This window comes from Paraburkholderia diazotrophica, assembly GCF_900108945.1.
GTDB classification, from domain to species: domain Bacteria; phylum Pseudomonadota; class Gammaproteobacteria; order Burkholderiales; family Burkholderiaceae; genus Paraburkholderia; species Paraburkholderia diazotrophica.
Genome location: NZ_FNYE01000002.1, coordinates 178,331 through 204,170, shown reverse-complemented (window position 1 = coordinate 204,170; position 25,840 = coordinate 178,331). Strand labels below are relative to the sequence as shown.

Here is a 25,840-nt window from a genome sequence, read left to right as displayed (position 1 = left end):
CTCTCGATGGCTACAACGATCCGCGACGTCGCCCGCGCAGCCAGCGTATCGATCGGCACGGTCTCCCGAGCGCTGAAGAACCAGCCGGGCCTGTCGGAATCGACGCGCGAGCGCATCGTCGAAACGGCGCGCCGGCTCGGATACGACTCCGCGCAATTGCGCCCGCGCATTCGCCGGCTCACGTTCCTGCTGCATCGGCATCACAACAACTTCGCGGTCAGCCCGTTCTTCTCCCATGTGCTGCACGGCGTCGAAGACGCCTGCCGCGAGCGCGGCATCGTTCCGTCCGTGCTGACGGCGGGTCCGACAGAAGACGTCGTCCAGCAGATGCGCCTGCACGCGCCGGATGCGATCGCCGTCGCGGGCTTCGTCGAGCCGGAAACGCTCGCGACGCTCGCCGCGATGCAGCGCCCGCTCGTGCTGATCGATCTGTGGGCGCCGAATCTGCGCTCGGTGAATCTCGACAACCAGGCGGGCGCCGCGCTCGCGATGCAACATCTGTTCGCGCAGAAGCGCACGCGCGTCGCGTTCATCGGCGGCTCGCTCGCGCACTACAGCATCGCGCAGCGCGCGCTCGGCTACCGGCGCGCGTTCTTCGAAGCGGGACTGCTGTTCGATCCGTCGCTCGAAGTCACGATCGACGCGGGCCTCGACCCCGACGCAGGCGCCGCACTTGCGATGGAGCAGCTGCTCGATCGCCCCGGCCCGCGCCCCGACGCCGTCTTCGCGTACAACGATCTCGCCGCGCTCGCCGCGCTGCGCGTGTGTCTCGCGCGCGGCCTGCGCGTGCCCGAAGACATCGCGATCGTCGGCTTCGACGACATTCCCGCCGCCGCGCATGCGCGCCCGCCCCTCACGACGATCGCCGTCGACAAGGAAGCGCTCGGCCGACGCGGCGTCGAACTCCTGCTCGAAGATGCGCCGTCCGCACTCGATATTCGCGTACCCGTCCAACTCGTTGTCCGTGCCAGCACTTCGGTGAATACGCCATGAAACAACCCGACACGACTCTTTCGAACGACAACGCCAACCACAAGGCGCCGCCCGTCTCCAACTTCCGCGACAGCGCTTTCCTGCTGTCGCACATCGAGGACACGCTGCGCTTCTACGCGCCGAACGTGCTCGACCCGAGCGGCGGTTTCTTCCACTTCTTTCGCGACGACGGCACGATCTACAACCGCGCGACGCGCCATCTCGTCAGCAGTTGCCGCTACGTCTTCAACTATGCGATGGCGTACCGTCAGTTCGGCGATCCGCAACATCTGGAATACGCCCAGCATGGCCTGAAGTTCCTGCGCGACGGCCACTGGGACCCGCATCATCAGGGCTACGACTGGGAGATCGACTGGCGCGACGGCCACAGGCGCACGCTCGACGCGACGCGCCACTGCTACGGTCTCGCGTTCGTGCTGCTCGCGTATTCACACGCGGCAATGGCGGGCATCGAAGAAGCGAAGCCGATGATCGCCGCGACGTTCGAGCTGATGGAGCACCGCTTCTGGGACGCCGCGACGGGTCTCTACGCCGACGAAGCCACGGCCGACTGGCGCGTGAGTACCTATCGCGGACAGAACGCGAACATGCACACGACGGAGGCGCTGCTCGCCGCCTACGAAGCGACCGGCCATCTCGTGTACCTCGACCGCGCGGAGCGCGTCGCGACCAATATCACGCTGCGCCAGGCGAAGCTCTCGCAAGGGCTCGTGTGGGAGCACTTTCACGCTGACTGGTCGGTGGACTGGCACTACAACGAGGAAGACAGCTCGAACATCTTCCGTCCGTGGGGTTTCCAGCCCGGCCACCAGACAGAGTGGGCGAAGCTGCTGCTGATTCTCGAACGTCATCGTCCGCTGCCGTGGCTGCTGCCGCGCGCGATCGAGCTGTTCGACGCCGCAATGACGCACGCGTGGGACCACGATCACGGCGGCCTCTACTACGGCTTCGGCCCGGACCGCACTGTGTGCGATCACGACAAGTACTTCTGGGTTCAGGCCGAAACGTTCGCGACAGCGTCGCTGCTCGGCAAGCGCACGGGCAACGAGCGCTTCTGGGACTGGTACGACGAGATCTGGCGTTATAGCTGGACGCACTTCGTCGATCATCGCTATGGCGCGTGGTATCGCATTCTCACGTGCGACAACCGCAAGTACAGCGACGAAAAGAGCCCCGCCGGCAAGACCGACTATCACACGATGGGCGCATGCTATGAAGTGCTGCATCATGGGCTGCAGCCCGCGTTGCAGCCTTCGAGCAAGTCCGAATAACCCTGTACGGTGAGCATCATGAGCGCAAGCCCCGAATTTCCCGCTGATTTTCCCGACTTCGTATCCGCCGGCGACATCCTCACCGATCTCGTGCGCACGGGTCCTTCAACGTGGCTGTCGGTGCCCGGCGGCGCCGGCTGGAACGTCGCGCGCGCCGTCGCGCGGCTCGGCCTGCCGACGGCGTGCGCCGGCTCACTCGGCGTCGACAACTTCTCCGACGATCTGTGGAACGCCAGCGTGGCCGCCGGTCTCGACATGCGCTTCATGCAGCGCGTCGAGCGCGCGCCGCTGCTCGCGGTCGTGCATCAGACGCATCCGCCCGCGTACTTCTTCATGGGCGACAACAGCGCGGATCTCGCGTTCGATCCGTCGAAGCTGCCGGAAGGCTGGGTGTCGCATGTGAAGTGGGCGCACTTCGGCTGCATCAGCCTCGTGCGCCAGCCGATCGGCGCGACGCTCGCGAAGCTCGCGGCCGACCTGCGCGCGCGCGGCGTGAAGATCAGCTTCGATCCGAACTACCGCAACCTGATGGAGCACGGCTACGAGCCGACGCTGCGCCACATGGCGTCGCTCGCCGATCTGATCAAGGTGTCGGACGAAGATCTACGCCTGCTGTTCAAGACGGGTGACGAAGCGTCCGCCCTCGCGCAACTGCGCGCAATGAACCCGAAGGCGATCGTGCTCGTCACGCGAGGCTCGGATAAGGCGACGCTGATCGACGGCGAGCGCATCGTCGAAGCGCAGCCGCCGCGCGTGGCCGTCGCCGATACCGTCGGCGCGGGCGACGCGTCGATCGGCGGCCTGTTGTTCAGCCTGATGACGGCGCCGCAACGCAAGTGGGAAGAGCATCTGGCGTTCTCGCTCGCGGCAGGCGCGGCGGCCTGCCGTCACTCGGGCGCGCATTCGCCGACGCTCGATGAAGTGGTATCGCTGCTGCAGGATTGATCCGGAAGAAGTTGCCGCGAGAAGCCGTCGGAACGCGCGCCGAACCTGCAACTTCACCCGTCTGTGCAAGGGCGCTCGACGGCGCGCGAGAGCCGGACGCACGCCCCGAAGCATCGACATGTGAGCGTCGAAATCGCGTGCTACGATGGAATCTCCCCCTTGCAGGAGATGCATCATGGAGGACGTCACCTACACCAAAGGTCTCTACACGGCGACGGCGACGACCCGCCCGTTGGATGGCGGGAAGTATCAGGGCGTGGTTTCGCTCTCGCGCGACGAAGGCGACGAGACAGAGGACACGGTCTACGAAGTCGAAGCCACCTCGGCAACGGCCGACGAAGCGCTCGAAGAAGCGAAGGCACTGGCCCACAGAATCCTCGGCGAGATCGAACTATAAGCATTGGCTCATGCACCGGGATGCATGCATCGAGGCAGACGTGGCGCGTCCGCCGCGCGCCGCGCCGATGGCCCTCTTCGACTTGAACAGGCGGAGGCGATCATGGCAGAACCGCTCTTCCTTTACGGCGTGTATGCGATACACGTTCGTCCGCTCGAACTTCAAGGTGCGCGCTGGGACGCGGAGTACGAAATCCGGCATCGCGATCATCCCGTGCAGCGCTGGACCACGGTAGGTGGCGACTCCGGCTTTGCAACCGAGGCGGAAGCGATCGAGACGGCGCATCAGCAAGCCGTCGCCGATATCGAGCACGGTGCGGGCGTGCCGAAGCCGCGGACATTTCCCTGACACGACGCGCGCGTGTCGCCGGCTGGCGCGGTCTGCACAAACCGCGCATCACGGCGATCGAGCTGGCGGTCGTCTGCGTGCGCGCATCCCGGCGCGTGCAGTTCTCCTCTGACGTGCCCACACACCGGGCCTGGCAGCACGGCTCGCCCCCATCACGCGGCCCTGCGCGTGACGGCAACGCTACATGTATCGAACGGATTCACGCGCTACACTACGCGCGGCAGCGGGTGCCGCACGCGCGCGCCGTAACGCTGCAGAACACCCACGTCAGCAGAACAAGAATGAGCGCGACCCCGCCCGATTCCAAAGATCACCCGCAACACCAAGGCCGAATCCTCGACCGGAAGATTCGCATGCGCTCGCATGTTGTCGTCGCGCACGGTCTGCCGCTGCGCGTGTGGCAGGACCTCTACCATCGTGCGCTGACGATCAGCTGGCCCGTCTTTTTTGTGTCGCTCGCCGTCCTGTTCCTGCTGCTGAACTCGTTCTTCGGATTGCTGTACGAACTCGGCAGCGCGTCGATTGCCAATCAGAACCCCAAGGGCTTCGTGGGCGCGTTCTTCTTCAGCGTCGAAACGCTCGCGACGGTCGGCTATGGCGACATGCATCCGCAGACGCTATACGCGCACCTCATTGCGACGCTCGAAATCTTCGTCGGCATGTCGGGCATCGCGCTCGCCACCGGTCTGATCTTCGCGCGCTTCTCGCGCCCGCGCGCCAAGATCATGTTCTCGCGTTACGCGATCGTGCGTCCCATCGACGGCCGCACCACGCTGATGGTGCGCACGGCGAACGCGAGGCAGAACGTGATCGTCGAGGCTCGCGCGCGGCTGCGGCTGATGCGCGTCGAGCAGTCGTCGGAAGGCTACGTGCTGCGCAGGATCTACGACCTCGGCCTCGTGCGCGACCAGCAGCCGATGTTCTACCTCGGCTGGAACCTGATGCACGTGATCGACGAAGCGAGCCCGCTGTATGGCGAAACGCCCGAGAGCCTCGCCGAACAGGATGCGTCGCTGCTGATTACGATAGAAGGCTCCGACGAAAACACCTCGCAGACGATGCAGGCGCGCTTCTCGTGGCCCAGCGACGACATCCGCTGGCAGCACCGTTTCGTCGATCTGATCCGCGAAGAGAACGGCGTGAGCCATATCGACTACACGCATTTCGACGATGTCGTGCCGCTTGCGGCACACGAGATCCAGCAGCAGCCGACGGGCTGACGGTTCGGCACGAACCGCGCGGCCCGCGCGACCCGATCAGCGCACGGATTTCAATGATGCAGCTTCAGCGCGTCGATTTCCCGCTGCTCGACGGCCATCGCCCGCGCGTGCGCGTCGCGCGCCATAGCCCGCTCGACGTATTCGCCGATCCGCCCCGACGCTTCGACCAGCTTCGCGACGAACGCGATCTGCAACGTGCTGGCCAGCAGCAGATCGGCGGCCGTAAAGCGCTCGCCGGCAGCCATTCGCCTTCGTCGAGCGCCGTGTCGATCGCCAGTTTCACGCGTTCCAGATTGCCCCAGCCGAAGCTGAACGAATTGCCCGACGCGCCCGTCAGCTTTTCGGCCATCGCCGGTTCGAGACAACCCGGCGTGAAGAAAAGCCATTGCAAAAGACGCCCGCGCAACGGATCGTCGATGGGCGCGCCGAGCTTCGACTCCGGAAAGCGATCGGCGAGATACAGCAGCACCGCGCCCGATTCGGCGACCTGCACGCCGTCGTCGTCGAGCGCGGGCAGCTTGCACATCGGATTGATGTGATGGAAATCGGTCGTGTCCTGCTCGCCTGCGCGAAGGTTCACGCGCACCAGTTCATACGGCGCGCCGATCTCCTCGAGCATCCACAGCGCGCGGAAAGCCCGCGTCTTCGGCCAGTAATACAGTTTCATCGCCCCTCCCTATGCCTTCGGTGCACATCGGTCGGCATAGCGTAACCCAACGGCGGGCTGTGTGAACCTCGTCCGGATGGCCAGGCGTCCCGACAAAAGCTGCCGCGCCAAGCCCCGCGTAAAGCATCGAAAAAGGCCGCTTTTACCGAAGCGGTGGATCTATCTCAAAACAACGCGGAATGCCAGGAATCCTCTCGGCACAGATTGATCAACTGCAAAAAGTAGAAAGAATTCTCTCTAATTGACGCGAAAGAATGGAGTCTCTTTCGCTGCGACGGCAACGAGCGCGCAACAAGCGCGCAACGAGCACGATTTGTCGGCGGCGAAACGCATAACAGCAACGGAGACTCCACGATGACCGCTCGTCTGCCCATCGACGGCACCCCGGCACTCGCCGACTACCGCCTCTCGGACAACCTCACTGCCACGCGTGGCCGCATCTTCCTGACGGGCACGCAGGCGCTCGTTCGCCTCGCGCTGATGCAGCGCCAGCTCGACAAGGCACGCGACTTCAACACGGCCGGCTTCATCAGCGGCTATCGGGGCTCGCCGCTCGGCATGGTCGACCAGCAGTTGTGGAAGGCGAAGAAACTGCTCGACGCGAACGACGTGCGCTTTCTGCCCGCAATCAACGAGGAACTCGGCGGCACGGCCGTGCTCGGCACGCAGCGAGTCGAGGCGGACCCGGAGCGCACCGTCGATGGCGTGTACGCGATGTGGTACGGCAAGGGCCCGGGCGTCGACCGCGCCGGCGATGCGCTCAAGCATGGCAACGCGTACGGCTCGTCGCAGCATGGCGGCGTGCTGGTCGTGGCGGGCGACGATCACGGCTGCGTGTCGTCGTCGATGCCGCATCAGAGCGACTTCGCGATGATCGCGTGGCATATGCCCGTCGTGAATCCGTCGAACGTCGCGGACATGCTCGAATTCGGCCTGTACGGCTGGGCGCTGTCGCGCTACTCGGGCGCGTGGGTCGGCTTCAAGGCGATTTCGGAGACGGTCGAATCGGGCTCGACGGTCGATCTCGACGCGCTGCAAACGCAATGGACGACGCCCGAAGACTTTCGGGCGCCCGCCGGCGGCCTGCACAACCGTTGGCCCGATCTGCCGAGCCTCACGATCGAACAGCGTCTGCACGCGAAGCTCGACGCCGTGCGTCACTTCGCGCGCGTCAACAGCATCGACAAATGGATCGCGCCGAGCCCACACGCGAACATCGGCATCGTGACGTGCGGCAAGGCGCATCTCGACCTGATGGAAGTGCTGCGCCGGCTCGATCTCACCGTCGCCGATCTGGAGCAGGCGGGTGTGCGCATCTACAAGGTGGGCCTGTCGTTCCCGCTCGAAATGACGCGCATCGACGCGTTCGTGTCCGGTCTTTCCGAAGTGCTCGTGATCGAGGAGAAGGGCCCCGTCGTCGAGCAGCAGATCAAGGACTATCTGTACAACCGCAAGGAAGGCGCGCGGCCTATGATCGTCGGCAAGCACGCGGAAGACGGCTCCATGCTGCTGTCGTCGCTCGGCGAATTGCGCCCGTCGCGCATTCTGCCCGTGTTCGCAAACTGGCTCGCGAAGCACAAGCCCGCGCTCGATCGCCGCGAGCGCGTCGTCGATCTCGTCGCGCCGCAAATCCTGTCGAATGCCGCCGATGCCGTGAAGCGCACGCCGTATTTCTGCTCGGGCTGCCCGCACAACACATCGACGAAAGTGCCGGAAGGATCGATCGCGCAGGCCGGCATCGGCTGTCACTTCATGGCCTCGTGGATGGAACGCGATACGACGGGGCTGATCCAGATGGGCGGCGAAGGCGTCGACTGGGCCGCGCATTCAATGTTCACGAAGACGCGCCACGTGTTCCAGAATCTCGGCGACGGCACGTACTTCCACTCGGGCATTCTCGCGATCCGCCAGGCCGTCGCGGCGAAGGCGACGATCACCTACAAGATCCTCTACAACGACGCCGTCGCGATGACGGGCGGCCAGCCCGTCGACGGCAGCATCTCCGTGCCGCAGATCGCGCGCCAGGTGGAAGCGGAAGGCGTGTCGCATTTCGTCGTGGTCAGCGACGAGCCGGAAAAATACGACGGCCATCATGGCCTTTTCCCGAAGGGCACGACGTTCCATCACCGCAGCGAACTCGACAAGGTGCAGCGCGAGCTGCGCGACATCGACGGCGTAACGGTGCTGATCTACGACCAGACGTGCGCGGCTGAAAAGCGCCGCCGCCGCAAGAAAGGCGAGTTTCCCGATCCCGACAAGCGCCTCTTCATCAACGAAGAAGTGTGCGAAGGCTGCGGCGATTGCGGCGTGCAGTCGAACTGCCTTTCCGTCGAACCGGTGGAAACGCCGCTTGGCCGCAAGCGCCGCATCGATCAGTCGTCGTGCAACAAGGACTATTCGTGCGTGAACGGCTTCTGTCCGAGCTTCGTGACGATCGAAGGCGGCAAGCTGAAAAAGGCCGCAGGCGTCGCGTTCGATGCGGCTGCGCTGGCCGCGGGCGTCGATGCATTGCCGTTGCCCGCGACGCATCTCGACGCCGCGCCGTACGACATTCTGGTGACGGGCGTCGGCGGCACGGGTGTCGTGACGGTCGGCGCGTTGATCAGCATGGCCGCGCATCTCGAAGGCAAGAGCGCGTCGGTGCTCGACTTCATGGGCTTCGCGCAGAAAGGCGGCTCGGTGCTGTCGTTCGTGCGCTTCGCCGCGCGCGACGAATGGCTGAACCAGGTCCGCATCGATACGCAACAGGCCGACGTGCTGCTCGCCTGCGACATGGTGGTCGGCGCGAGCGCCGATGCGTTGCAGACCGTGCGTCATGGCCGCACACGCATCGTCGTGAATACGCATGCGATTCCGAATGCGTCGTTCGTGCAGAACCCGGACGCGAATCTCCACGCGGATGCGCTGATCGACAAGATGCGTCACGCAGCGGGCGAAGAGCGTATGTCGTCGTGCGATGCGCAAGCGCTCGCGACGCGCTTCCTCGGGGACACGATCGGCGCGAACATCCTGATGCTCGGCTTCGCGTGGCAACTTGGTCTCGTGCCCGTTTCGTTCGCCGCGATGATGCGCGCGATCGAACTGAACAACGTCGCCGTGCAGATGAATCAGCTTGCGTTCTCGATTGGCCGCATGGCCGCCGCGGACGCCGCCGGACTCGAAGCGCTGTGGTCGCAGCGTCATGCTGCACAGCGTCCCGCCGCATCGCTCGAAACGCTCGATACGTTGATCGCGGACCGCGAAGCGCGGCTGCTCGCTTATGGCGGCGCGGCATACGTGAAGCGTTATCGCGCGCTGGTCGACGCGGCGCGTCAGGCTGAGCGCAGAGTGGATGCTACTCACGCAGAACGCTTGAGCCGCGCCGTTGCGACGACGTTCTATCGGCTGCTCGCCGTGAAGGACGAATACGAAGTCGCGCGCCTGCACAGCGATCCCGCTTTCCGCGCGGCGTTGGAAGCGCAGTTCGAAGGCGTTGCAGGCAAGGACTTCGGCGTGAAGTTCAATCTCGCGCCGCCGACGATCTCACGCGCAAGACACGGCGCGAAGCCGCAGAAGAAGACGTTCGGCCAATGGATGTGGCCCGTGTTCGGCGTGATGTCGAAGTGGCGCGGGCTGCGCGGCACGATGCTCGATCCGTTTGGACGCACCGTCGAACGGCGGATGGAACGCGAGCTTTCCAACGACTACGAAACGACGATGCAGCGTGCGTTCGCGATGCTCAACAACGTCACCGCCGACGACATCGTCAAACTCGCGGATCTGCATGCCCGCGTGCGCGGCTATGGTCACGTGAAGCTGGCGAATCTCGCAGCGGTGAAACGCAGCGAGCGCGAACTGGCCGCGCGTCTGCATATCGAAGCGGCCACGGGCGCGGCCGTCAACGCAGCGCTCGAAGAAGCGAAGGGCGCGGGAACGTTGCGTGGCATTCCCGTGGTCGTTGCGAAGTGATGTGATGATCGAACGCGTGTGCCGTTTTTAGGCGCGGCACACGCTGACAGCGCTGACAGCATGAATCACAAGCCGTCCAGCAAAACTCTCACGCGCCGCACCTTTTCTTCGTCGACGGGCGCGAGGCCCTTGCCGTCGATACGCACGCCCGAGCCGAAGTGAACGGCTGCCACTTGCGTCGCGCACACGAAATCCGCGACGCGATCGACGGTCAATCCCGCACCCGCTAATACAGTGCAATGCGTACGATCGGCGCGCCCCACGAGCGAGCCGATTTCCGCTGTGGCATCGAGCACGGAAGGCTTGCCGCCCGACGTCAGCACGTTCGTGACGGCATCGAAGCCGAGCAACACGTCGAACGCTTCGTGCAGATCGCGCGCTTCGTCGAACGCGCGATGAAACGTGATGGGCGTGCCGTCGGCGGCCTCTACAACGCGCGCCAGGCCATCGCGGTCCACTTCGCGCGACGCCGTCAGCATCCCGATCACGACGGCATTCGCACCCGCCGACTTCGCCGCGCGCACGTCGCGCAGCATCACGGCGAAATCGCCGGCCTCGTAGACGAACGAGCGGCTATGCGGCCGCACGATCACGTTCACGGGAATCGGCACAGCCGCCACCACCGCCTCGATCAAACCGATGCTCGGCGTCAGCCCGCCCTCGCCCATCGCGGTGACGAGTTCGAGTCGATCCGCGCCGCCGCGCGCAGCCGCTTTTGCATCCGCGAGCGTCGTCGCGATCACTTCGAGCAGCACACGTTCGCTGGCCATATCAAAGAGTCATGTCGTGACGAAAGCGACATGATCTCAGAAGCGCGGCTCCTCGAACCAGTCGATGTCGCCGCACAGCACACAGGTACGGTTGCCGATCTGAGTCGCCACCGACAGCGTCACGCACGGCACCGCCTCGTTGATCGACAGATAAGGCCGCGTCACGTGAACGCGTTCGGGCGCGTCGATCGCCGCGCGGAAATACGGACGGCGCAGCCAGTTCGCGCCCTGCGCATCGGATAGCGGCAGAAAGCGCGTTTCGTGCGTCGCGCGATCGGCGCGCAGCACCACGTTGCGTCCGGCCTGCCGCCCTTTGTCGTCGAGCAGATAGCAGCGCGCCGCATGATCGAGCGCGAGAAAATTCCAGCACACCTCGTCGAGCGGTTCGCCTGCGGCGAGCCGTTCCGCTGCGCGCTCGAATGCGCGAATGTACGGCGCGAGCCGCGACGCGTTGCGCCGCTCGCGCTCCTCCGTTTGCGACTGGTAACGCTCGGTCAGCTCGCTGATGCACGCCGTCGCATGCACCGCGTCCGCGAGCCCCGGGTGCGGACGTGCGAAGTAAAAGCCCTGCACGAAATCGACGTTACAGGCGAGCGCCATGTGCGCTTCGTGCTCCGTCTCGACGCCTTCGATCAACACCAGCTTGCCCGCCTCGTGCAGCAGCGCGACGAGCCCCGGCAGGATCGACGCCATGTCCGCGCGATGCGCGGCCTGCGACAGCATGATGCGGTCGAGCTTCACGATATCGGGATTCAGTTGCCAGATGCGCTCGATGTTCGAATGGCCCGCGCCGAAATCGTCGAGCGCAATCAGGAAGCCGCGCTCGCGAAACTGGCGCACGGCATCGGCGAGCCGCTCGATGTCCTGCGCGCTCTGTTCGAGCACTTCGAGCACGATGCGTCGCGGCGACAGGTTCAGCCGCCGCAGATTCGCGAGCAGCGCCGCCGAATGATACGAGTCGATCAGCACGCCCGGATGGACGTTGAGAAAAAGCCACTCGCGCTCGGCGCCAAGCACGTTGAAGTTCTCGAGATGCAGCGACTGCGCGAGCCTGTCGACGTGCAACACCTCGCCGACGCGCGCGGCCTCGCCGAACACGTCGACGGGCGACACCACGCGATCGAACGGGTCGTGCGCGCGAAGCAGACCTTCGTAGCCCACAGCGCGCATGTGCGAGAGGCTGAATATCGGCTGAAAGACGCTCGTGAGCGTCAGGTCGCCGTGCTGTATCGAATAGCGCTGCAGGCCCGAGGTCACGCTGAGCTCGAATCCGTGCGGCACCACTGTTCTTTCCTGTTGCGCAATGGTCATGCAGTCCTCTCACGCAAGAGTCCGGTACGCGCGTCGCGAATGCAAAAGCGCGACGTCCGTCCTCAAAATGTGCGTCATCGGCTCATGATAAGCAAGCTCCATGCGCACGGTAGCGCACGCATCATCGAAAGCTGCATCGGGCGCTGCACCGCGCGCAGTGCGTATGCGTCGCGCGAGGGCGTGCGATGCACCGTCGCGGTGCGCGAGGCTTTCGGCTATCTTGCGATGTTCGCGGCGGGAATTCACATGATCGGGCTAAACTTCGGGCTGATCGAAACGCCGGACTGCAGCGTCCAGATCTTGCGCGTCATGCTTCGGAAGGTATCGCTCTGAAGAGCCGTTCCGATCTATGCCTCGAAGCTTCGCGCGCTTCCGCCCGTTGTCCACATCCCGCTTCCGATGGAAATCGTCTTTACCGTTCTAATCCTGCTGCTTGCCGTTGCCGCTTCCGGCGTCGTCGTGCGGCTGGTGCCGCTCAGGCTGCCGTTGCCGCTCGTGCAGATCGCATTCGGCGCGCTGCTCGCGTGGCCGCGCCTCGGCTTGCATGTGACGTTCGATCCCGAGCTCTTCATGATGCTGTTCATTCCGCCGCTGCTGTTCGCGGACGGCTGGCGCATACCCAAGCGCGAGTTCTTCATGCAGCGCCGCGCGATCCTGATGCTCGCGCTCGGCCTCGTATTTATGACGGTCGTCGCCGTCGGCTATTTCATTCACGCGATGGTGCCGTCGATGCCGCTGCCCGTCGCCTTCGCGCTCGCCGCCGTGCTCTCGCCGACGGACGCCGTCGCGCTGTCCGGCATCGCGGGCCGCAACCGGCTGCCCGAGCATCTGATGCACATCCTCGAAGGCGAAGCGCTGATGAACGACGCGTCGGGCCTCGTCGCGTTGAAGTTCGCGGTGGCCGCCGCGCTGACGGGCGTGTTCTCGCTGCGCGATGCATCGGTGAGCTTCGTGATCATCGCGCTCGGCGGACTGGCGACGGGCGCGGCCGTTAGCTGGCTGTTCAGCTACGCGTCGACGCGCATTCTCAATCTCACGGAGGAAGGCGACCCCGCGCCCGGCGTCGTGATGACGCTGCTGATTCCATTCGCCGCGTATCTGTTCGCCGAGCACTTCGGCTTCTCTGGCATTCTGGCCGCCGTCGCAGCGGGCATGACGATGAACTACTCGACGTTCGCCAGCACGAGCCCGGCGTCGGCGCGCGTGCCGGCGAGCGTCACGTGGACGATGATCGAGTTCATCTTCAACGGCATGGTCTTCATTCTGCTCGGGCTGCAGCTTCCACATATCATCGGCCGCGCGCTGCTCGATGCGCATGCCGTCGAGAGCGGCTCCGAGCTGCGGCTGATCCTCTATGTCGGCGCCGTTTCAATCGCGCTCTACGCGCTGCGTTTCGTGTGGGTGTGGCTGCTGCGCTGGTTCGCGAGTCGCGGTGCCGCGAAACACGGCGTCGCGAACGCGGTGCCGGGACTGCGCACCGTGTCGATGATGACGATCGCGGGCGTGCGCGGCGCGGTGACACTCGCGGGCGTGCTGTCGTTGCCCGTCGCGTTGTCGAACGGACAGCCGCTGCCGGGACGCGATCTCGCGATCTTCATCGCGTCGGGCGTGATTCTCGTGTCGCTCGTCGTGGCCGTGGCCGGCTTGCCGTTGCTGATGAACGGCGCGCGACGCCGCGCCGATCCGCACGCGGCCGAGGAACGCGCGGCACGCATTCAGACCGCGCAGGCGGCGATTCGCGCGATCGACGAATTGCACGAAACGTTGACGGCCGATCTCGACGAAGCAGCATCGGCGCATGCCGCCGATGTGACGGCGCGCGTGATGGGCATCTACCGCAGGCGCCTCGCGACGCTCGACGACGACATCGGTCCCGCCGACAAGGCGCGGCGCAGCGAAGAACTGGAGTTTCAGATGAAGCTCGCGGCGATGCGCGCCGAGCGTGCGACGCTGCTCGACATGCGCGGCACGCTGCGGATCAACGACGACACGATGAACAAGCTGATGCGCGAAGTCGATCTGTCGGAGACGGCACTGCTTACGCGCGGCAAAGAGAAAGACTGAAGCGGGCGGCGTGTGAGCCGGGAGACTCGAGGCGCCCGTTCTTTGGTGAGTGACGAAGCGTCAGACGGCCGGCTCTTGCGGACCTTTGCGGCGCAGCAGCGCGTAAAGAATGATCGCGCCGAACGTCGCCGTGCCGATGCCGCCGAGCGCGAAGCCGCCGAGCTTCAGCGAGAAGTCGCCTGCGCCGAGCACGAGCGTCACGGCCGCCACGATCAGGTTGCGGTTATCGGAGAAGTTGACCTTGTTGACGACCCAGATGCGCGCGCCCGTCACCGCGATCAGCCCGAACACGACGATCGACACGCCGCCCAGCACCGGGCCCGGAATCGTCTGGATCACCGCGCCGAACTTCGGCGAGAAGCCGAGCACCAGCGCGATCACGGCGGCGATCACGAACACGAGCGTCGAGTAGATCTTCGTGACGGCCATCACGCCGATGTTTTCCGCGTATGTCGTCACGCCCGTGCCGCCCGCGAAGCCCGACACCACGGTCGCAAGACCGTCGCCGATGAACGCGCGGCCGATGTAGCCGTCGAGGTTCTGCCCCGTCATCGCGCTCACGGCCTTGATGTGCCCGAGGTTCTCCGCGACGAGAATCACCGCGACGGGCGCGAGCAGCGTCATCGCCTGGCCGTTGAAGACGGGCGCCATGAAATGCGGCATGCCGAACCACGACGCGTTGGCGACGATCGAAAAGTCGATCGGCTTGCCCATCCCCATGCCGTTCGTGACGACGGCGTAGATCGCGTAGGCGATCAAGAGGCCGACGAGAATCAGCAGACGCTGCAGCATGCCGTGCGCGAACACGGCCACGGCACCGACGCACAACACCGTCACGAGCGCCATGTACGAATCGAACGCGCTGCCGCTCACGCCCTTGACGGCGATCGGCGCGAGATTCAGGCCGATCACCGCGACGATCGAGCCCGTCACGACGGGCGGCATCAGCGTTTCGATCCACGCCGTGCCGATGGCCGATACGATCAGCCCGATGATGATGTAAGCGACGCCGCACGCGATGATCCCGCCGAGCGCAACGGGAATGTTCGGGTTCGGCCCTTGGCCCGTATAGCCCGTAATCGCGATCACGAGACCGATGAACGCGAAGCTCGAACCGAGATAGCTGGGCACGCGGCCGCCGACCAGCACGAAGAACAGCAGCGTGCCGATACCCGACATGAAGATGCACAGATTGGGATCGAAGCCCATCAGCAGCGGCGCGAGCACCGTCGAGCCGAACATCGCGACGACGTGCTGGACGCCCATCGCGAGCATCGACGGGCCGGGCAAACGCTCGTCGATGTTGACGACGCGTCCTTCGACGCCCTTTGGCTGGACGCGCCAGCGCGGAAAATAGGAATCGGCCATCGCGGGGGGCTCTCCTCTATTGGCGTAGATCTTGTGTTGGGTGCGCCGCCGCGTGTGCGGCGCGGTCCAGGATGGGATTCTTGAACTACGCGCGAGTGTACGGAGAGCGTCTGGCGCTGACAAGCCGCGCAAAATGTGCGGGCGCAACGGCGTCGCCGGGTGTTGTATCGAAGCGAAAAGACGGCGATGACCGTCTTCAAACGCTGCGTCCGGTCGGCTGTTGCGGCCGCCGCTTTTTCGAGCAAGCCCAATTGCGCGCTCGCTCGGAACACCGCAGGCTTCCCATGCGGGCCGCTTTCTCGAATGAGAGCTTTGGGAGTTATCTGATATGAGAACGGATGCCGCCCTCTCTACACTGCAACGGCTGCGTGACCCCGATTGATTGAGTAGCGCTAGCGATGTTGTAACTCTCCGACTTTCCGCTCATGCTCCCCGGCATGAGCGGTTTTTTTTCGCCTTTCGCCTTTAGCTTTTGCGTGTCCTTACGGCAAGCCGCCTTGCTCGCGACGAAGCATCCACCTAAGCCGTTCAGTCAGCGCTCCCGCGCAACGCGTCGATCAGTTCGAGCGGATCGAAGGGCTTGCGCAATTGCGCCGCTTCCTGCAATTGCGACTGCTGTTCGGCTGACAGCGGCGCATCCGAGCCCGTGACGAAAACCACGCGCATGTCTGGCTGCCGCGCCCTCGCATTGAGGGCAAGCTCGATGCCCGACGTGCCCGCCAGCCCCACATCCGTCAACAGCACGTCGAACGTTCCGTCGTTCAGCATCTGTATTGCCCGTTCCGCGTCCTGCGCTTCGGCGACGTCGAGTCCGAACGTGCGCAGCAGTTCCGCCGTGCTGACGCGAACCAGTTCGTCATCCTCGACGAACAGAACGCGCAGATCACGAATCGCATCGAACGTCTCGTTGCCGCCGCGATCGACCAGCCGCACGGTCTGCGAGTCTTCCGCCTGCAACGTGACTGCATCATCCGGGCGTGCATACTGCGCGCGCAACGTGTGGTGCAGCTTGCGCGCGAGCGCGTCCTTCGAATAGGGCTTGCTGAGCAGTTCGACGCCTTCGTCGAGACGCCCCGCGTGCACGATCGCGTTGTCCGTGTAGCCCGACGTGAACAGCACCGCGATGCCTGGCTGCCGCTCGCGTACCTTGCGCGCCAGTTCGGTGCTGCGCATCGACCCAGGCATCACGACATCGGTGAAGAGCAGGTGAATCGGCACGCCGCTCTCGACGATGGCAAGCGCGCTCTGCGCATCCTTCGCCTTCAACACGCGATAGCCCAGCGACGCCAGCATCTCGACGACCGTGGTGCGCACGTCCTCGTCGTCTTCGACGATGAGGATCGTTTCGGCGCCGCCTTTCGCCGGACCGGCGTCGACATCCGTTTCGAGGTCTTCTTCCTCGCGCGCACGAGGCAGATAGAGGCGGATCGTCGTGCCGTGCCCCAACTCGCTATAGATCTTCACGTGGCCGCCCGACTGCTTGACGAACCCATAGACCATGCTCAGGCCCAGCCCCGTGCCCTGGCCTTCGGGCTTCGTCGTGAAGAACGGTTCGAACACGTGCTCCTGCACATCGGCCGACATGCCGGAGCCCGTATCCGTGACGGCGACCATCACGTACTGGCCCGGCGTCACTTCGGCATGGCGCCTCGCGTACGCATCGTCGAGCGATGCGTTGCCCGCTTCGATGGTGAGCTTGCCGTGGCCGTCCATCGCGTCGCGCGCATTGATTGCGAGATTGAGCAGCGCATTCTCGACCTGAAACGGATCGACGAGCGTATTCCACAGGCCGCCCGAAACGATCGTCTCGATCTCGATGCCGTCGCCGAGCGCGCGGCGCAGCATGTCGTCGAGGCCGCGCACGAAACGCCCGAGGTTCACCACTTTCGGCGCGAGCGGCTGACGCCTGCCGAACGCGAGCAGTTGCGACGCGAGCTTCGCGCCGCGCGCGACGCCCGCGAGCGCATTGCGCACGCGTTGCTCGGGCCGCTCGGAACCGGCGACATCGTCGGCGAGCAGTTGCAGATTGCCGCCGATCACCTGAAGCAGATTGTTGAAGTCGTGCGCGACGCCGCCCGTCAGATTGCCGATCGCCTCCATCTTCTGCGCGACGCGCAACGCTTCTTCCGCGTGACGCAACGCCTCCTGCGTTTCGCGATCGCTCGTCACGTCGCGGCCAACGCCGTGAATCCGCTTCGTATCGGGATCGAGCGAGAACGTCCACGCGATCCAGCGCCACGAACCGTCGATATGCTTCAGGCGGCTCTCGAAGCGCACAGGCATGCCCGTGCGGCGCAAGTCGCCAATACACACGTTCACCATCGCGAGATCGTCGTGATGGATCAGCGCGAAGTACGACTGTTGCGCGAGCCAGTGCATGTCGTGGCCGAGCAGGCGCTTCCAAGACGGGCTCACGCGCTGCAACTCGCCGTCGAAGCCCACGACCACCAGCAGCTCCTCGATGAAGTCCCACAGACGGTCGCGATCCGCGACCGCTTCCGCGACGCGCGCTTCCAGCGTTTCGTTCAGCTCGCGCAGCGCCTCTTCGGCCTTCGTGCGCTCGTCGATTTCGCGTTGCGCGGCCTGATACAGGCGCGCGTTGTCGATGGCCGTCGCGGCCTGCGCGGCGATGCCTTCGACGATGCGCTCGGCGCGCGCGGTGAACACGCCCGGCTTCGGATGGCCGAAGAAGAGTCCGCCGAGCACCTCGCCCGTGCGCGACAAGACGGGCGCGGCGAGATAGCTGCGTACTTCGAGATGGCCTTCGGGCATGCCGCGATCCGGCGGATTGTGGCCGTAGCGCGGATCTTTCGTCACGTCGTCGACGCGCACGACGCCTTCGCCTTTGAACGTCGGCGCAAAGACCCCGGTGTTGCGCGGCATCGGAAACTTCGCGAACGTGTCTTTCGGCACGCCAGAGAGCGTGTACAGCATGTAGCTGCCGCCCTTGTCGTCCTGCACGTTGTGGAAGAACGCGCCAAAGGCCGCGCCCGTGAGTTCCGTCGCCGCATCGACGACGATTTGCACCGCGCGGTTCAGATCGAGTTCAGCCGCGACGGCCGTACCGATGCGATTGAGTATCTCGAGCGTGCGCGACTCCTCGCGCAGGCGGTTGCCCGTCTCGCGCCTCAGCCGCGCGAGCTGCAGATTGCCGGCGACGCGCGCGAGCAGTTCGCGCGCCGCGAACGGCTTGATCAGATAATCGTCGGCGCCCGATTCGAGGCCGCCCAGTTTCGCCTCTTCGCCCGCACGCGCCGACAGCAGCAGCACGGGCGTCTCGCGCAAGCGGGCATCGGCACGCAGTTCGCGCAGCAGGCCGAAGCCGTCGAGCTTCGGCATCATCACGTCCGATACGACGAGATCGGGCAGCCACACGCGGGCGGCGGCGAGCGCTTCTTCCCCGTCCGCCGCGAGGCACACCTCGTGGCCCGCCGCCGTCAGGATGCGCCGCATGTAGTCGCGCAGATCGCCGTTGTCGTCGACGATGAGCAGCTTGCCCGTGATCGCGCTGGCGTTGTCCGCTGTCGCCGCGCCTTGAGTGAAGTCTACGAGTGCGCTCGCATCGTCATCGTCGGCGGGGTTGTGCGCGCCGGGCAGCCAGCGCAACGCGGCATCGGCGTAGCTCTGCGCCTGCGCGCTCGTCGTGGCACGAGCGCCATCGCTCGACGCGGCGTCCATCGACGCGACGGGCGGCAGCACCACGGTAAAGCGCGTGCCCACGCCCAGTTTGCTTTCGACGTGTATCGCGCCGTCATGCAGACGCACGAGTTCATGCACGAGCGCAAGCCCGATCCCGCTGCCTTCGACGGTGCGGCCCATCGCTCCTTCGACGCGATGAAACCGCTCGAAGAGCCGCGCAATTTCGTGCTCGGGAATGCCGATGCCCGTATCGGCGATGCTCGCTTCGATGCTGCCGTTCTCCGCCCTCTTCACGCTGACGGTGATCGTGCCTTCGAGCGTGAACTTGAATGCATTCGACAGCAGGTTCAGCACGACCTTTTCCCACATGTCGCGATCGATGGGCACGAGATGCGGCAGCGGCGCGCAATCGACGCAAAGTGTCATGCCCGCTGATTCGATCGTCGAGCGGAACAGCGACGCGAGGTCGGCGGTGAAGGCGGCAAGGTCGGTCGGCTGCGGATGCATCTCCATGCGCCCCGCCTCGATGCGCGAGAAATCGAGCAGCGCATTCACGAGCTTGAGCAGCCGCAAGCCGTTGCGATGCGTGACTTCGATCAGCGGCCGGTCCGGCGCGTTCGCCGCCTGCGACCTCGCGAGCAGTTCTTCGAGCGGACCGAGCATCAGCGTGAGCGGCGTGCGGAACTCGTGGCTGATGTTCGAAAAGAAGGCCGTCTTTGCGCGATTGATTTCCGCGAGCGCTTCCGCGCGCCGCCGCTCTTCTTCAAACGCGTCCGCATAGCCGAGCGCCGCGCCGATCTGCCGCGCGACCAGCATCAGGAACGAGCGGTAGTTGTCGTCGACGAGCCGGTACGGATTGAGCCCGATGACCAGCACGCCGCCGCGTCCCGTTTCGCCCGCTGGCTGCACGGGCAGCACGGCCGCTTGCACCGTCGGCCGCTGCCATGCGCCAGAGGGCAGCGGCGTGGCGAAGCGTTCCGCCAGATCCGTGACGATGGCTAGTCGCTGGCTGCGCAACACGTCGATGAAGGGCCACGCGGGATCGCGCGCGGCGTCCATCGAACGCGGCGCGGCGGGATGATCGGCGGAAATGCCGCTCGCGCCGACCAGCGACGCGACCGTGCTGCCCGGCTCGGCCTGATAGAACAGCGCGAAGGTGATGTCGTGCGGATCGCTCTTCAGCGCGAGCACGCTGCCCTCGCAGACGTCGCGCCACGACAGCGCGTCGCGTGTCGCCGCGCCGATCTCGCGCAACAGCCGCAACTGCCGTTCGCCGAGCACGCGCGCGGTATCGTCGCTGTTCGCGCAGATGATGCCGCCCGTGCCGCCGCTGTCGTCGGGAATCGGGCTGTACGAGAACGTGTAGTACGTCTCTTCCGGATAGCCGTTGCGCTCCATGATCAGGAGCTTCTGTTCGTCGAACGTGCCTTCCGTACCCGTCAGCGCCGTTTGCAGCAGCGGACGGATATCGTTCCAGATTTCGCGCCATACGACCGAGGTCGGCTGCCCGAGCGCGGCGGGATGCTTGCCGCCGATGATCGACTTGTACGGATCGTTGTAGAAGACGATCAGATCCTGTCCCCAGCCGATCCAGATCGGCTGGCGCGACGTCAGCATGATGCGGATCGCCGTCTTCAGGCTTTGCGGCCATGCTTCGGGCTCGCCGAGCGGCGTTGCACGCCAGTCGTAGCCACGCATCAGGCTGCCCATCTCTCCGCCGCCCGCGAGAAAGCTCGGGGCCGTGCTGCCCGCAAGCGCCGCATCCGCCTCAGGGCGCGCGCTCGCCATCGTGTTGTCCGGTTTCATCGACGCAGCCTCACCTGTCCCGCCGTATTGCCCGCGCGCATGCATGCTGTCATTGCCGGATGCGCCGTTCGCCCGTGCCTGCCGTTGTTGCTTACTGCCTGCCTGCTGCCTGCCAACTGTTCGTCAACTGCGCTGCTGTATCCCTCGTTCCCCGTGCCCGTTGTTTGATATGCGGCTTGTTTCTTCCTGTTTTGAAGTCGTTTCGTTCTAACTCACTCCGTCACATCCGAACGCGCGGGCGTCCCCGGATTGCGCGGCGCGCCAAGCGCGTCCGCTGCGATCACGCGCTCGATATCGTCGAGCGAAGCCGGCTTCACGAGGTGATGATCGAAGCCTGCATCGTGCGTGCGCTGCCGGTCGCTGTCCTGTCCGTAGCCCGTCAGTGCAATCAGCAATGCGTTCGCCGACGCGGGCTCGGCGCGCAACGCGCGCGCGACCTGATAGCCGTCGATGCCCGGCAAGCCGATATCGAGCAGCACCACTTCCGGCCTGAACTCGGGCGCGGCCGCGAGCGCCGCTGCGCCGTCGTACAGCACGCGAACTTCGTGCCCGAGCATTTCGAGCAGAATCGACATCGACTCGGCACCATCGACGCTGTCGTCGACCACCATCACGCGTCGCTTCGAACCGGGTGTGCGCGCGGAAGACTCCGCGCCTTCGTCGCGCGTGTCGCCGCATGCGCGCACGCGCTCTTCCCGTTGCTGCGCGACGGGCAACGTGACGACGAACTCCGAGCCCATGCCCGCGCCCGCCGAAAACGCTTCGATCGTGCCGCCGTGCAGTTCGCTGAGCGTCTTCGCGAGCGACAGTCCGATGCCCAGCCCGCCTTCGGAGCGCACGAGCGAATCTTCGGACTGCATGAACAGATTGAATACGTCGGCGAGCTCGTTCGGCGGAATGCCGATGCCGTTGTCGCGCACGCGAATCGCGATGCTGCCGTCCGTCTCGCTCACATCGAGTTCGATCACACCGCCCTCCGGCGTGTACTTCGCCGCGTTCGACAGGAGATTGCCGATCACCTGCGCGACGCGAATCGCGTCGCCGCGAATCATGCACGGCTCGTCGGGCATGCTGACGCGCAGCGTGTGGTGCTTTCTGTCGATGAACGGCTGGTTCGTCTCCACCGCCGTCGCCACGGCCGCCGCGATGTCGACGCATTCCAGCTGCAGCGAAATCTTGCCGTGCGTGATACGCGACACGTCGAGCAGATCGTCGACGAGCCGGCTCAGATGCTCGACCTGCCGGCGCGCGATCATGCGCGCATCGCGCACCGCGGCGTCGTTTGCGTGATGACGTGGGTCCATCAGCTCGACGGCGTTGCGGATCGGCGCGAGCGGGTTGCGCAATTCGTGCGCGAGCGTCGCGAGAAACTGGTCCTTGCGGCGATCGGCGTCGCGCAGCGCTTCCTCCGCGCGATGCAGCCGCAACAGCGCGCGCACGTTGGCGACGAGTTCCGCGGGCTCGATCGGCTCGGTCAGATAGCTGTCCGCGCCGCCGTCGAGCGCGCGGACCTTGTCGAACGTCTGCACGGCGGCAGCCGACGTTTGCAGGATGAGTGTGGAGCGCGTCTGCGGATCGCGCTTGAGGATCGAGCACACTTCGATGCCGCTGATGTCGGGCAGCTTCACGTCGAGCAGCACGAGCGCGGGCTTGTGCGCGCGCACCTGATCGAGCGCGCCCTGGCCCGACGCCGCCTCGATCACCTCGAGACCGGCGTGCACGAGCACGCGCGTTTTCGCGTAGCGCGCGCCGTCGTTATCGTCGACGTTGAGAACGAGGGGAGCGGCAAGCGTCATGACGCGCCTCCGTGCGCGACGGCCGCTTTGCCCGCCGCACCGCCTGCCGCGCCGTCCGTACCCGATGCGGCGACAGCTTGCGCCTTCACCGGCAACGTCGCGTAGAAGGTCGAGCCGACGCCCGGCGCGCTGTCCACGCCCGTATAGCCGCCGAGCAGCGCAGCGAGCTTGCGGCATAGCGGCAAACCGAGGCCCGTGCCCTTTACGCGCTGCTGCAGATGGTTCTGCACCTGGCCGAACTCTTCGAAGATCACTTGCTGGTGCTCCTCAGCGATACCAATGCCCGTATCGGACACGAAAAACGTCACCTGTTCGCCGCCCGCCTCCAGCCGCGCGCTCACGCGAATCTCCCCGCACTCGGTAAATTTGAGTGCGTTGGAGACGAAATTACGCAGTATCTGCGTGAGCTTGGCTTCGTCGTTGAAGATGGGTGGCAAACCGTATGCGTCCTCGAAGATCAGCTTCACGGCGGGGTTGGTCAGCAGCGGCGTGAGCATTGCGCGCAACGCCGCGAAGAGTCCCGAAGCCGTGAACCAGACGGGCGTCACATCGGTTCGGCCCGCTTCGATCTTGGCCAGATCGAGCAGATCATTAACAAGTTCGGACAGATCCTCAGCCGATTTGCGGATGAGTAGCACCTGGCGTTCCTGCTCCGCCGAAAGTTCGCCGTCGAGCCGGTTCAGCAACAGATTCGACAGCGCGCGGATCGAGCTGAGCGGCGTGCGCAGTTCGTGGCTCATGTTGGACAGGAAGCGCGATTTCATCGTGTCGGCGCGGCGCAGTTCGTCGGCGCGCTCGTCGAGTTCCGCGTACAGCGCGACCACGCCGCGGTTCGTCGCTTCGAGTTCCTGAGTGAGACGCACGAGTTCGTCCTGGCGGTCGCGCAGTTCCGTCAACGTCGACAGCAGCTCGCGGTTCTGTTCGTGCACTTCGTCGATCGAATGACGCGCGCCGGCCTTGCTGTCTTGCAGCGCGTTCTGCTGAACGAGGGCACGCACGATGCCGTCGATGTCGGTCGCGGTCACTTCCTGCCGATCGTTTGGCAGGTAGCGCGCCATCGATACCGTCGTGCCGCGTTGCGCCGACGACTCGATCGCGCAGTGGTCCATCAGCCGACGGCTGCCGGCGATGCCGAGGCCCAGGCCCGTCGACGACCGGTACGTGCCGTCGAGCACCGATTCGAGGTCGCGGATGCCCGGCCCCTTGTCGCGCACGTCGATCCGAAACGCCTGTGGCTTCGCCGCGCCGTCGAAGGCGAACGACACTTCGCCGCCATGCGCGTATTCGAAAGCGTTGCGCGCGATCTCCGATACCGCACTTGCGATGCGTGTCTGGTCGAGCAGAGAGAAGCCGAGTTCAGCGGCAATCGAGCGCGCCTTGCGGCGCGCCGCGACGACGTCTTCCTCGGTATCTAGCTGGATCCGCAGTATGAGGGTCGTCATGCGTGAAATTTACTCCTGTCGACAGGAGTTGGCGCTTTAGCGCCGTACTCCGGTCCCATGCAAAGCTGTCGATCAGAGTTGGCGCTTTAGCTGTCGGCTGGAGTTAGTGCTTCAGCTGTCGGCTGGAGTTAGTGCTTCAGCACTTACTCCAGCCCCATGCAGAGCTCTTACTCCAGCCCCATGCAGAGCTCTTACTCCAGCCCCATGCAGAGCTCTTACTCGAGCCACATGCAGAGCACTGCTCCGATCCCGCGTCTCACTCAGGTCCCATGCAAGTCGATTGCTGATCCGCCTTGACGACGACCACCGTCGCGTCGTCGCGGCGGCGGGAGAAATCGCGGTACAGCACGGCGGCAATCATCACGGCCGGCTGCAGATGCAAGCCCGGATACGCGGCCAGATCCCAGCGGGTGCCGATGCCGTCCGAATGCAGGATCAGCAGCGCGTTGCGTGTCCACGGTACTTCGAATTCCTGCGAATCGCGCATCGTATGACCGACGATGCCGTTGCGCGACGAGAGCTGCCAGCTGTTGCGCGCGCCGCTCGTCGAAGTGTTCGTGCCGTGCCCCGACGCGTTCATGCCGAGCCCCGCCCTGCCGCTGACGGATGCAGGGCGCGCGACGTTGAAGACCGACGCGGCGACGTTGCCTGTGCCCGCGAACGTGAGCTGCGCGCGCGCAAGATCGAGCCGCGCGATGGCGACGGCCGCGCCGCGCGTCGGACGCAGCGCGCTGTGCGCGAGCTGCATCAACGTGGCGGGCGAACGTCCGGCGCGTTGGCGTACGACGTCGATCGCGCTCGCTGCCGCCACGTGCGCATCCGGACCGTGACCGAGACCATCGGCGACGGTGATCGTCAGGCCGTTCTGATCGGCATCGACGCCCCACGCGTCGCCGCATATGGATTCGCCCGGATAAGGCACGCAGATGCCGCCGATGTCCGTGCCCGATGCCGGGCGGCCCGCGCCCGTGGCCGCGCGAGCATTCGCGCCGCGGCTGCGCACGACGGCGCGCAGCACGGTCCCGAGACGCGGCTGCGAGTACACGCACAATTCGTCCGACAGACGATTGATCGCACCGAGTCCCGTACCGTGCGAACCGGCCGTCGAGCGTCCGTCGTGAAAGGCGTGACGCACGTCCTGCATGCCTGGGCCCTTGTCGACGGCGATGATCTCGACGCCGTCGGCGAGCGCGCCCGTCGCATCCGCAGGCAGCGCGCGCACGAGCAGTTCGCCGTGCTGCGCATGCTTGAGAATGTTGGTCGCGGCTTCCGTCACGATCAGCGCGACGCGGCCCGTATCGGTTTCATTGAGCGCGCCTTTCTGCGCCGCGTCATTCGCGCCACGGCGCGCGAACGCGACGCTGCTTGCGTCGGCGATTTCGAACGACGTGTGCATCCCGCGCAGACCGCTCAGCGAAGTTTCCATTTGGTGATCGACACCGTCGTGCCTTTGCCTGGTTCCGACCGGATCTCGAACTCGTCGCACAGACGGCGCGCGCCGCCGAGCCCGAGACCGAGGCCCGTTCCGCTCGTGAAGCCGTCCTGCATCGCGCGATCGACATCCGCGATGCCCGCGCCCTTGTCGACGAACGTGAGCCTGAGCCCTTTTCGCGCGCCGTTGATGAGCACGTTCAACGTCGCGTCGCCGCCTCCGCCATGCATTAGCGTGTTGCGTGCCAGCTCGCTCGCGGCCGTGACGAACTTCGTCTGGTCGACGAGTGAGAAGCCTTGCGCAATGGCCTCGTCGCGCACGAGCTGGCGGAGCTTGACGATCTCCTGGTCCGAGCGCAGGCCGACTTCGAGCGTCGACGCCACCACTAGGCCGAATGAGTCCATGTGCGAGCGCCCCGATTCA

The 25,840-nt window shown here is 65.3% G+C and carries 17 protein-coding genes and 1 pseudogene; 9 read left to right on the top strand and 9 right to left on the bottom strand.

Annotated elements, in window-relative coordinates:
• The first annotated feature begins 6 nt into the window (after positions 1-6).
• The 6 genes from BMW76_RS03595 (at position 7) to BMW76_RS03570 (ending at position 5,174) form a co-directional block, all read left to right on the top strand.
• Positions 7-993, top strand: coding sequence for a LacI family DNA-binding transcriptional regulator (locus BMW76_RS03595; protein WP_090863002.1), 987 nt, complete (start codon positions 7-9; stop codon positions 991-993).
• Positions 990-2,264 (top strand): AGE family epimerase/isomerase, encoded by a 1,275-nt coding sequence (locus BMW76_RS03590; protein WP_090863000.1) that lies wholly within the window; start codon positions 990-992, stop codon positions 2,262-2,264. The genes BMW76_RS03595 and BMW76_RS03590 overlap by 4 nt, the downstream gene beginning before the upstream one ends.
• A gap of 18 nt (positions 2,265-2,282) precedes the next feature.
• Positions 2,283-3,209, top strand: a complete 927-nt coding sequence (locus BMW76_RS03585; protein ID WP_090862997.1) for a carbohydrate kinase family protein — start codon at positions 2,283-2,285, stop codon at positions 3,207-3,209.
• 175 nt (positions 3,210-3,384) lie between these two features.
• Positions 3,385-3,606 carry a hypothetical protein gene (locus BMW76_RS03580; protein WP_087734270.1) on the top strand — a complete coding sequence of 74 codons (222 nt, stop codon included), beginning with the start codon at positions 3,385-3,387 and terminating at the stop codon, positions 3,604-3,606.
• Between the two features lie 102 nt (positions 3,607-3,708).
• Complete coding sequence (locus BMW76_RS03575; RefSeq protein WP_090862994.1) at positions 3,709-3,954, top strand: hypothetical protein; 246 nt, start codon at positions 3,709-3,711, stop codon at positions 3,952-3,954.
• A 281-nt stretch (positions 3,955-4,235) separates the two neighbouring features.
• The gene (locus BMW76_RS03570) at positions 4,236-5,174 is read left to right on the top strand and encodes an ion channel (RefSeq protein WP_090862991.1); all 939 of its coding nucleotides are present in this window, start codon (positions 4,236-4,238) and stop codon (positions 5,172-5,174) included.
• A gap of 50 nt (positions 5,175-5,224) precedes the next feature.
• Here BMW76_RS03570 and BMW76_RS03565 read toward each other — a convergent pair.
• A pseudogene (locus BMW76_RS03565) lies at positions 5,225-5,841 on the bottom strand (glutathione S-transferase family protein).
• Between the two features lie 354 nt (positions 5,842-6,195).
• Between BMW76_RS03565 and BMW76_RS03560 the strand changes: the two are divergent.
• Positions 6,196-9,789, top strand: a complete 3,594-nt coding sequence (locus tag BMW76_RS03560) for an indolepyruvate ferredoxin oxidoreductase family protein (protein WP_090862988.1) — start codon at positions 6,196-6,198, stop codon at positions 9,787-9,789.
• Positions 9,790-9,854: 65 nt separating this feature from the next.
• On the opposite strand, the gene BMW76_RS03555 is transcribed toward BMW76_RS03560, so the two are convergent.
• Positions 9,855-10,559, bottom strand: a complete 705-nt coding sequence (locus BMW76_RS03555) for a copper homeostasis protein CutC (protein WP_090862985.1) — start codon at positions 10,557-10,559, stop codon at positions 9,855-9,857.
• A gap of 36 nt (positions 10,560-10,595) precedes the next feature.
• The gene (locus BMW76_RS03550) at positions 10,596-11,870 is read right to left on the bottom strand and encodes a sensor domain-containing phosphodiesterase (protein ID WP_090862982.1); all 1,275 of its coding nucleotides are present in this window, start codon (positions 11,868-11,870) and stop codon (positions 10,596-10,598) included.
• 84 nt (positions 11,871-11,954) lie between these two features.
• Here BMW76_RS03550 and BMW76_RS41620 point away from each other — a divergent pair, with 84 nt between their 5' ends.
• Positions 11,955-12,203 (top strand): hypothetical protein, encoded by a 249-nt coding sequence (locus BMW76_RS41620; RefSeq protein WP_218162525.1) that lies wholly within the window; start codon positions 11,955-11,957, stop codon positions 12,201-12,203.
• A 66-nt stretch (positions 12,204-12,269) separates the two neighbouring features.
• Complete coding sequence (locus BMW76_RS03540) at positions 12,270-13,934, top strand: Na+/H+ antiporter (protein ID WP_090862975.1); 1,665 nt, start codon at positions 12,270-12,272, stop codon at positions 13,932-13,934.
• A gap of 60 nt (positions 13,935-13,994) precedes the next feature.
• Here BMW76_RS03540 and BMW76_RS03535 read toward each other — a convergent pair whose 3' ends face one another.
• From BMW76_RS03535 to BMW76_RS03510, 6 genes are all read right to left on the bottom strand, one after another.
• Positions 13,995-15,302 (bottom strand): solute carrier family 23 protein, encoded by a 1,308-nt coding sequence (locus tag BMW76_RS03535; RefSeq protein WP_090862972.1) that lies wholly within the window; start codon positions 15,300-15,302, stop codon positions 13,995-13,997.
• Positions 15,303-15,830: 528 nt separating this feature from the next.
• Complete coding sequence (locus tag BMW76_RS03530) at positions 15,831-20,747, bottom strand: response regulator (RefSeq protein WP_090863585.1); 4,917 nt, start codon at positions 20,745-20,747, stop codon at positions 15,831-15,833.
• A gap of 212 nt (positions 20,748-20,959) precedes the next feature.
• Positions 20,960-22,543: a response regulator gene (locus BMW76_RS03525; protein WP_090862968.1), complete on the bottom strand. Its 1,584-nt coding sequence runs from the start codon at positions 22,541-22,543 to the stop codon at positions 20,960-20,962.
• On the bottom strand, positions 22,540-23,985 hold the full coding sequence (locus BMW76_RS03520) for an ATP-binding protein (protein ID WP_090862965.1): 1,446 nt from the start codon (positions 23,983-23,985) through the stop codon (positions 22,540-22,542). Before BMW76_RS03520 ends, BMW76_RS03525 begins: the two co-directional genes overlap by 4 nt.
• A 256-nt stretch (positions 23,986-24,241) precedes the next feature.
• A complete protein-coding gene (locus tag BMW76_RS03515) occupies positions 24,242-25,411 on the bottom strand; it encodes an ATP-binding protein (protein ID WP_090862961.1) in 1,170 nt (389 codons plus the stop codon).
• A complete protein-coding gene (locus tag BMW76_RS03510; RefSeq protein WP_090862958.1) occupies positions 25,396-25,821 on the bottom strand; it encodes an anti-sigma regulatory factor in 426 nt (141 codons plus the stop codon). The genes BMW76_RS03515 and BMW76_RS03510 overlap by 16 nt, the downstream gene beginning before the upstream one ends.
• Between the last annotated feature and the right edge of the window lie 19 nt (positions 25,822-25,840).